This is a genomic window from Methanoculleus sp. DTU007 (genome assembly GCF_001512385.1).
Classification (GTDB): Archaea; Halobacteriota; Methanomicrobia; order Methanomicrobiales; family Methanoculleaceae; genus Methanoculleus; species Methanoculleus thermophilus.
Genome location: NZ_LFRO01000023.1, coordinates 77321 through 78495 on the forward strand (window position 1 = coordinate 77321; position 1175 = coordinate 78495).

At 63.1% G+C, this 1175-nt stretch carries 2 protein-coding genes; both read right to left on the reverse strand.

Annotated features, from left to right (window positions below; translation table 11 throughout):
- Positions 1 to 104: 104 nt before the first annotated feature.
- On the reverse strand, positions 105 to 878 hold the full coding sequence (locus ACI94_RS02460) for a 4Fe-4S binding protein (RefSeq protein ID WP_286681048.1): 774 nt from the start codon (positions 876 to 878) through the stop codon (positions 105 to 107).
- A 16-nt stretch (positions 879 to 894) separates the two neighbouring features.
- Positions 895 to 1175, reverse strand: a 281-nt coding sequence (locus ACI94_RS02465) for a cupin domain-containing protein (protein WP_286681049.1), incomplete at its 5' end; no start/stop codon positions are given.

The following is a 1175-nucleotide window of genomic DNA, read 5'->3' on the forward strand; positions in this document are numbered from 1 at the left end:
AGGTCCGCTAACTGGAGGACTTTCCCCTGTAACTCTGCACGACTCTCTTTAGCCATTGTATACCAACCTCTTCTTTATTCTGATGCTCTTCGCATATACTCTTCTCATTTCCCCCGTCCATACACGAGCGCCCCGTCCACCGGGCAGGCATCCGTGCACCGACCGCAGAGGTAGCACTCCCCGCGACGGTCATCGGGCCTCGCCGCTCCGGTTGGGCATGCCCGTTCGCACTTCCGGCATCCGATGCAGGCGTCCGTCCGCCGGAGCCGGTAGAAGGCCCTTGATGCCGCAGGAGCGAGGAGAGCGCCGTAGGGGCAGATGTACCGGCAGAACGGCCGGTAGACCGTGGCGGAGAGGAGGACGATCGAGAGGAAGACAACGAACGAGATGCTCGCGACCGCGAGGTGGAAGAAATCCGCGAGGCCGATGAGCGCAAGGAGGTTTGCCGAGAGCCCGAGGCCGGCGGCGAGGAAGAGAACGAAGACGCCGGCCCTGACCGTCACCGGGACTCTGCTGTCAGCATTGCCGCGCTTCTTCACCGGCACGAGATACATGAGTTCCTGGACGGCGCCCACCGGGCAGATCTGCCCGCAGATGATCCGGCCGACTACGAGGGCGAGGGCGACGAAGACCAGAAGTCCGCCGAATGCCATGGGAAGCGGCGAGCCGAGTGCCGCCGCATCCCTGAGGACGACGGCCTGCAACTGGTAGGGGAAGACCGGCGCAAAGACCAGGAACCCGAGGAGTGTCGAGACTACGAGGAATGGCATTGCGCGCCGGCGGGTGAACCGGCCGGAGTACCAGAGCCACGCGAGGGCGGTAAAGGCGAGAAGGGCGTAGATGAAGCCCACTGCCTTCGGGATCGACTCAACGACCATTATCTCTCACCGTTCCTTAGAGCAATCTTGTCCCGGTCGTCGGCCGGGGGACCTTCACCACGAGCACCCGGAAAGTGCTGTCGCTCTCGTTGGTCCAGCGGTGCGGTATCTTTGCCGGGCTCTCGACCAGATGGTCTTTTCCGACCTCTGCACGCTCGTCGCCGATCTCGACGATCCCGGTCCCCTCGAGGACGTAGAAGAAGACATCCACCGGGGTTATGTGCTTCTTGAGCGATTCTCCGGGCGCAAGCGTTATCCCCACCGCCGCCGAGTGCTCGGTGTCGTAGATCTTCCGTG

Bases quoted from the DNA above. Each gene is read 5' to 3' on its own strand.
- ACI94_RS02460 (WP_286681048.1), bottom strand. From the start codon at position 878: ATGGTCGTTGAGTCGATCCCGAAGGCAGTGGGCTTCATCTACGCCCTT.